Genomic DNA, 7,438 nt, shown 5'->3' on the forward strand with positions numbered 1-7,438 from the left:
TGGTGCGTTTTCGGTCTTTCGCTGCGTACGTGCGTACAGAGAAAACCGCCTGCTGCGTACGCACGTACGCAGCAAAACGCCCAAGTTCTCCTTTATAGGGGGTGTTGGCAAAGTGTCAGATTGACAGTTTGCCAAAATCAGAGGGTCAAAATGACCCTCTGAAAAACCGGACGAGCTGTCCTTCAGGGCAGCTTGCCCGGAGCAAGAGTGCAGAGAGCGCAGCTCTTTGCCCCAGTGATATGATGCTGTGCGTCATATCCTACTGGGTATTATCTGGCGCAAAATGGCGGCAGATCCAGCAGCTCCGCTGCTGCGTTCTCCCACGCCAAACTGATGAAACGGAGGGATGTCTATCTGAAACTGACACGACACAACGGACGAGCCGGAACCCACGGCACCTATAACCCCAGGCACAATGACCGCAGTTTCAACCTTGCCAACAGTGAGCACATCGACCCGGAACGAGCCAAGGGCAACATCTACTGGGACTGCTTTCACGGTTTCCGTTCGGCTCTCGACCCACAAGACCCGGACGATCTGGGGGCGACCTTCTCAGATGTGGAACGGCAGTTCTACGAGAGCCGGTACACGACCTTTATCGAAGGTCAGAACGAGCGCAACGCCAAGATTCGGCACACAGAGCGCAACCGCTCCATTCCCGACCTGCTGTCCAGCCGCAAGACCTGCCCGGAGGAGACCATCTACCAACTTGGAACGCTGGATGAACACGCTTCGGCAGAGGACTTGCTGAGCGTCGTCACAGAGTTCATCGAGGAGTTCAAGGCCAAGTATGGCGACCACGTTCATGTGCTGGACTGGGCACTGCATCTGGATGAGAGCACACCCCATATCCATGAGCGTCATGTGTTCGACTGCGAGAACAAGTACGGTGAGGTGGCTCCCCAGCAGGAAAAGGCATTGGAAGTGTTGGGCTTCAACCTGCCCGACCCGGACAAACCCCTCAGCCGCCGCAACAACCGCAAAATCACCTTTGATGCCGCCTGCCGGAAGATGCTGTTCGAGATTGCAAAACGGCATGGTCTGGAATTGGAGGAAGAAGCGGAGTATGGCAACCGCAAGTATTTGGAAAAGCAGGACTTCATCCTTGCCAAACAGAAGGAGCAGCTTGCCGCCCAGCAGAGCAAGCTGGACGAGTTGACCCTGAAAGTTTCGGACATGGAGACCCTGCTGGAGGATGTTTCGGCTGCAGCCTACGACAAGGCGGTGGAGGTAGTGACGGACGTAGTGCGCACCGAGACTCGCAAGGAAGATATGCGGATGATCGAGGACACGAAGAAGTGGGTGCTGTCCCCGGAACGTAAGGCTCCGCAGACCACGAGAGAATACGCCGCCCATCGGTTGGACACCGTGCTGGACAAGTTTCTCAAGACCATGCAGACCACCACCGCACGTCTGCAGGAGAAGCTCCTGAAGCCGGAAGTCCGTCAGAAAGGTAAGGAGCAGGTCAAGGAGAAAGCACGAGATTCCGTTCTGCAACTGCTGAACCGCTTACAGGCAGAACAGGGGCAAAACAAACCAACGGCGCAACCCCGCAAACAGGAGGGGCACTCGGAAATCTGAACTCATCGGGAACGTTTGGGGCAGAAAGCTGGCACTTTCTGCCCCGGCACCCGGTTACAAGGAAACGGAGGTCTGCCTATGAATATGAATCGGCCTGACATGACCGAAGATGTGAAATCTAAAGATTATACGAATAAGTCCTTGCAAAAGGACTCGAACCCGGTTACAATGAAAGCGTCCAAATCCCCTGCCACAGAATCTTCTGACCAGACCAAAGCATCCAAGCACGAACCCCTTGTTTACCGGGTAGAGGAGATTGCCCAGCTTTTGGCGATTTCTCCCCGTGCGGCGTACAACCTGTGCAACACCACGAAGGATTTCCGGGTACTACGCATCGGCACCAGCATCCGGGTGAACAAGCAGAGCTTCGACAACTGGTTTGCAGCGGTCTGAGGGAGGTAATCTATGGCATCTATTATGAAGCGCGGAGATTCCTACTCCGTCCGTTACAAGTACAAAGACCATTCCGGCAAACCCTGCGAGGGATGGGAAAGTTTCAAGACTAGGAAGGAGGCGCAGGAGCGAAAGATCACGGTCGAAAAGGAATTGCTGGACGGCACATTCCTCGTCCCCGATACCATGACGGTAGAGGAAATGCTGTACAAGTGGATCCCGATCCAGTCCACCAAACACAAGTGGTCCCCCAAGACCTACACGCAGTCGGTAGCGATGGTGCAGAACCTTATTGTGCCCTATATCGGCAATCGCAAGGTGCAGGAGCTGCGAACCTACGATATTGAGAAGTTCTATGCAACCCTTGCCAAGACCCCCTGCGGGCAGTATGTGCACGGCGTAAAGCAGAAGCTTTCCGAGAAGCAGAAAAAGCGGCTGCTGTCCAGCACCTCCATCCACGAAGTCCACACGCTGCTCAAGACCGCATTTTCCTATGCGGTGGAATGGGACTTGATCCACAAGATTCCCCTGCCCCGTGATGCCCCCAAGGTCAACGTCGAGGAACGCATCATCTGGGACGAGAAAACCATGCTGGCAGCCTTGCAGACCATCGAGAACCCTGCCCTGCATCTGGCGGTGCACATGAGCATGATCCTTTCGCTCCGTGAGGGCGAAATTCTCGGCTTACAGCCGAGTGATTTGGATTTTGATGCCGCCGATGGTCGTGGTACCATCTCGGTCAGCAAAACCATGCAGCGAGCCAACAAGGACGCTCTGGAAAAGCTCGACCCCAATCAGATGTATCACACCTTCCCGGACAGGCGTGAGGGAAGCAAATCCTCTCTCATCCTGAAAAAGCCCAAGACCAAGAAGTCCAACCGCGTCCTGTATATGACGAAGCCCTTGAAGGAAGAACTTCTGGCATGGTTGGAAAAGCTGAAGCAGGACGAGCAGAACGCCCCGGAAAAGTACAGCAACTGCGGGCAACTGTTCCGGCTCCCGGACGGCTTGCCCATTGCGCCAGAACTGCTGACCAAGTGGTATCGGCAATGGCGGTCAGCGCACCCGGAGTTCGAGCAGATCGTATTCCATGGTCTGCGGCATTCCAGTGCCACCTACCAGCTCTTGCAGTCGGATGGTGACTTCAAATCGGTGCAGGGCAACACCGGTCATGCAACTGCTGCCGTCTTAATGGACACCTATGCCCACACGCAGGACAAGCCTCGGCTGGAGCTGACCGAGAAGATCGAAGCCAACTTCTATTCCCAAGACCTGACCCCGGCAGCACCCCAGCCCCGGCAAAACGAAAAGCCGGCGGCAACAAAAATCTCCGGTAAGGAGATCCTTGAAGCCATCCGGCTGATGGATGCAGACGAACGCAGAGAATTGACGAGAGCCTTGTTCGCCTAAAATTTCTTCTTTTTATGCAAAGGAAAGCAGGCTGTGCAAACCTTGCGCAGAAAAGCCCCTGATTCGGGCAAATGTGCAAACGGTGTGCAGAAAGTGTGCAGCCGCTTTCTTACATAAAGAAAGAACGCCAAATCTTACGATTTGACGTTCAATATCTGGTGCACCTCCAGGGACTCGAACCCTGGGCCCACTGATTAAGAGTCAGTTGCTCTACCAACTGAGCTAGAGGTGCATATGATGACCCGTACCGGAATCGAACCGATGTTAAAGGCGTGAGAGGCCTCTGTCTTAACCGCTTGACCAACGGGCCATATAAAAGTCGGCGACTACCTATTTTCACGCGCCGTTTCCAGCGAACTATCTTCGGCACAAGTGAGCTTAACTTCTGTGTTCGGAATGGGAACAGGTGGAACCTCACCGTCATTGACACCGACCGATCTGACTGGCCTAGTATAACATATCTGTTGTACTTTGTCCAGTGTTTCTTAGAAGGACGTGCCTTCAAAACTGAATAATCACTGCTAACATTTTTTCGTTGACTCTCAGAGTCTCAAGCGAATTGTGGTCAAACCCTCGACCTATTAGTACACGCTTGCTGAATGGATTGCTCCACTTACACATCGTGCCTATCAACCTTGTAGTCTTCAAGGGGTCTTACTTGTTTGAAACAATGGGATATCTTATCTTTGGGTCGGCTTCACGCTTAGATGCTTTCAGCGTTTATCCGATCCGTACATAGTTGCCCAGCTATGCTCTTGGCAGAACAACTGGTGCGCCAGAGGTACGTCCGCTCCGGTCCTCTCGTACTAGGAACAGCTCCCATCAAATATCCTGCGCCCACGACAGATAGGGACCGAACTGTCTCACGACGTTCTGAACCCAGCTCGCGTACCGCTTTAATTGGCGAACAGCCAAACCCTTGGGACCGAATACAGCCCCAGGATGCGATGAGCCGACATCGAGGTGCCAAACCTCCCCGTCGATGTGGACTCTTGGGGGAGATCAGCCTGTTATCCCCAGGGTAACTTTTATCCGTTGAGCGATGGCATTTCCACTCACATACCACCGGATCACTAACTCCAACTTTCGTTACTGCTCGACCCGTCAGTCTCGCAGTTAGGCTCGCTTCTGCGTTTGCACTCTTTTGCTTGATTTCCGTTCAAGCTGAGCGAACCTTTGAACGCCTCCGTTACTCTTTAGGAGGCGACCGCCCCAGTCAAACTGCCCACCTAACAATGTCCCCCGCCTTGATTCAAAGGCGCAGGTTAGAATTCCAATATCGCAAGGATGGTATCCCAACGGCCACTCCACAAGCGCCAAAGCACCTGCTTCCCAGTGTCCCATCTATCCTGTGCATGCAACATCGAAACCCAATATTAGGCTACAGTAAAGCTCCATGGGGTCTTTCCGTCTTGTCGCGGGTAACCGGCATCTTCACCGGTACTACAATTTCGCCGGGCGGGCTGTTGAGACAGTGCCCAAATCATTACGCCTTTCATGCGGGTCAGAACTTACCTGACAAGGAATTTCGCTACCTTAGGACCGTTATAGTTACGGCCGCCGTTCACTGGGGCTTCGATTCAATGCTTGCACATCTCCTCTTAACCTTCCAGCACCGGGCAGGCGTCAGCTCGTATACGTCATCTTTCGATTTAGCACAAACCTGTGTTTTTGGTAAACAGTTGCTTGGGCCGATTCTCTGCGGCTGCATTGCTGCAGCACCCCTTCTCCCGAAGTTACGGGGTCAATTTGCCGAGTTCCTTAACAACCCTTCTCCCGTTGGCCTTAGAATCTTCTTCCTACCTACCTGTGTCGGTTTGCGGTACGGGCACCGCAGAAATACACACAGCTTTTCTCGCCATCTTCCATCCCGGACTTCGGTACTAATTTCCCTCGATCGCTACCGGAACCAACACCCGGCTCCGAGACTTCATATGTGTCCCTGTGTTTAACTCTTTTGGTGGTGACGGAATCTCTACCGTCTGTGCATCGGCTACGCCGTTAGGCCTCACCTTAGCTCCCGACTGACCTGGAGCGGACGAACCTTCCTCCAGAAACCTGAGGCTTTCGGCCATGCAGATTCTCACTGCATTCGCGCTACTCATTCCGGCATTCTCACTTCTATACACTCCACAGCCGCTTACGCTACTGTTTCACCGCGTATACAACGCTCCCCTACCCAATACATTGCTGTATTGCCTAAGCTTCGGTGTCAGGTTTAGCCCCGTTAAATTCTCCGCGCAAAGACGCTCGACCAGTGAGCTATTACGCACTCTTTGAATGAGTGGCTGCTTCTGAGCCAACATCCTGGTTGTCTGCGTATCTTCACATCGTTTTCCACTTAACCTGACTTTGGGACCTTAGCTGTAGATCTGGGCTGTTTCCCTTTTGACAATGACATTTATCTGACACTGTCTGACTCCCAAGCATCAATACTCTGGCATTCTGAGTTTGATAAGCTTCGCTAACCTCTCGGCCGCTAGGCTATTCAGTGCTTTACCTCCAGGTATCTAACTTGAGGCTAGTCCTAAAACTATTTCGGGGAGAACCAGCTATCTCCGGGTTCGATTGGAATTTCTCCGCTACCCACAGTTCATCCGCCGCCTTTTCAACGGAGGTCGGTTCGGTCCTCCATGGAATTTTACTTCCACTTCAACCTGACCATGGGTAGGTCACCCGGTTTCGGGCCCATTGTATGCAACTTAACGCCCTTTTCAAACTCGCTTTCGCTTCGGCTCCAGACCTTAAGTCCTTAACCTTGCTGCATACAATCGCTCGCCGGACCGTTCTACAAAAAGTACCCTATCACGCTTTGACGCGCTCTAGGTGCTTGTAGGCACAGGGTTTCAGGTTCTTTTTCACTCCCCTCCCGGGGTGCTTTTCACCTTTCCTTCACAGTACTATACGCTATCGGTCACTGGGTAGTATTTAGGGTTGGAGGGTGGTCCCCCCGTATTCCGACCAGGTTTCACGTGTCTGGCCGTACTCTGGATCCTGCGCAGCTCTCTCCGTTTTCACCTACGTGGTTCTCACACTCTCTGACCGGCCTTCCCATGCCGTTCGGTTAACAGACTGAGTCCTAAAAGCAGTCCATACCCCGAAAGTATTTCTACTCTCGGTTTGCCCTCTTCCGCGTTCGCTCGCCACTACTTACGGAATCTCGTTTGATGTCTCTTCCTCGCCCTACTTAGATGTTTCAGTTCAGGCGGTTCCCTCGATATACCTATTTTGAAGTTCAGTATAACGTACCTGAGTATGAACCCAGGTGAGTTTCCTCATTCAGAAATCTCCGGATCAATGCTTATTTGCAGCTCCCCGAAGCTTATCGCAGCTTATCACGTCTTTCATCGGCTCCCAGTGCCAAGGCATTCGCCCTGCGCCCTTGTTCGCTTGACCTTTCAAACGTTCTCTTGGAACATTTGGTATCCTCTTGATTCTCTCTTGCCAACGAAGATTATTGTTACCCTTCCTTTTGAAATTGCAATATTTCTTAAAAAGAACTTACTATAATCTTTGTTTCGCAGTTATTATTCAGTTTTCAAGGTACGTCTTGGTGATGTTGCTCAAAGCCCGGTCTCCCGGTACTTTGATTTTCATCACATGGTGGGCCAAAATGGACTCGAACCATCGACCTCACGATTATCAGTCGTGTGCTCTAGCCAGCTGAGCTATTGGCCCATGTGGTGGAGATTAAGGGAATCGAACCCTTGACCCCCTGCTTGCAAAGCAGGTGCTCTCCCAGCTGAGCTAAACCCCCACATTAGGAATTGAGTTCCCCTTTCAGGGCCCTCAAAATCGAACAATATCTACTCTGCTTGTTTGTTACCTGTCCAAGGACTGTCCATCTTTTGATGTCCTGTCCTTGCCTGACTCCTTAGAAAGGAGGTGATCCAGCCGCAGGTTCTCCTACGGCTACCTTGTTACGACTTCACCCCAATCACCAGTTTTACCTTCGGCGGCGTCCTCCTTGCGGTTAGACTACCGACTTCGGGTCCCCCCGGCTCTCATGGTGTGACGGGCGGTGTGTACAAGGCCCGGGAACGTATTCACCGTG

3 protein-coding genes, 4 tRNA genes, 2 rRNA genes and 1 other annotated feature are annotated in these 7,438 nt (G+C 52.6%); of the genes, 3 read left to right on the forward strand and 6 right to left on the reverse strand.

Going from position 1 to position 7,438, the window contains the following annotated elements; translation table 11 throughout:
- Window positions 1-333: 333 nt before the first annotated feature.
- From ACKXF7_RS15515 to ACKXF7_RS15525, 3 genes are all read left to right on the forward strand, one after another.
- Window positions 334-1,581 carry a hypothetical protein gene (locus tag ACKXF7_RS15515; protein WP_423741805.1) on the forward strand — a complete coding sequence of 416 codons (1,248 nt, stop codon included), beginning with the start codon at window positions 334-336 and terminating at the stop codon, window positions 1,579-1,581.
- Between the two features lie 78 nt (window positions 1,582-1,659).
- Window positions 1,660-1,974 carry a helix-turn-helix domain-containing protein gene (locus ACKXF7_RS15520; RefSeq protein WP_120021123.1) on the forward strand — a complete coding sequence of 105 codons (315 nt, stop codon included), beginning with the start codon at window positions 1,660-1,662 and terminating at the stop codon, window positions 1,972-1,974.
- A gap of 12 nt (window positions 1,975-1,986) precedes the next feature.
- Entirely contained in the window at window positions 1,987-3,384 is a 1,398-nt protein-coding gene (locus ACKXF7_RS15525) for a site-specific integrase (RefSeq protein ID WP_120021122.1), read from the forward strand.
- Window positions 3,385-3,540: 156 nt separating this feature from the next.
- Here ACKXF7_RS15525 and ACKXF7_RS15530 read toward each other — a convergent pair.
- The 6 genes from ACKXF7_RS15530 to ACKXF7_RS15555 form a co-directional block, all read right to left on the reverse strand.
- Window positions 3,541-3,616, reverse strand: a tRNA-Lys gene (locus ACKXF7_RS15530).
- A 6-nt stretch (window positions 3,617-3,622) separates the two neighbouring features.
- Window positions 3,623-3,694 (reverse strand) — tRNA-Glu (locus ACKXF7_RS15535).
- 7 nt (window positions 3,695-3,701) lie between these two features.
- Window positions 3,702-3,818: ribosomal RNA gene (gene rrf, locus ACKXF7_RS15540) — 5S ribosomal RNA — on the reverse strand.
- 127 nt (window positions 3,819-3,945) lie between these two features.
- Window positions 3,946-6,780: ribosomal RNA gene (locus ACKXF7_RS15545) — 23S ribosomal RNA — on the reverse strand.
- Between the two features lie 205 nt (window positions 6,781-6,985).
- Window positions 6,986-7,062, reverse strand: a tRNA-Ile gene (locus ACKXF7_RS15550).
- A gap of 3 nt (window positions 7,063-7,065) precedes the next feature.
- Window positions 7,066-7,141, reverse strand: a tRNA-Ala gene (locus ACKXF7_RS15555).
- 121 nt (window positions 7,142-7,262) lie between these two features.
- Window positions 7,263-7,438: a sequence feature (16S ribosomal RNA rRNA prediction is too short), on the reverse strand.

The sequence above is a fragment of the Faecalibacterium sp. 7 genome (assembly GCF_049562865.1).
GTDB lineage: Bacteria > Bacillota > Clostridia > Oscillospirales > Ruminococcaceae > Faecalibacterium > Faecalibacterium wellingii.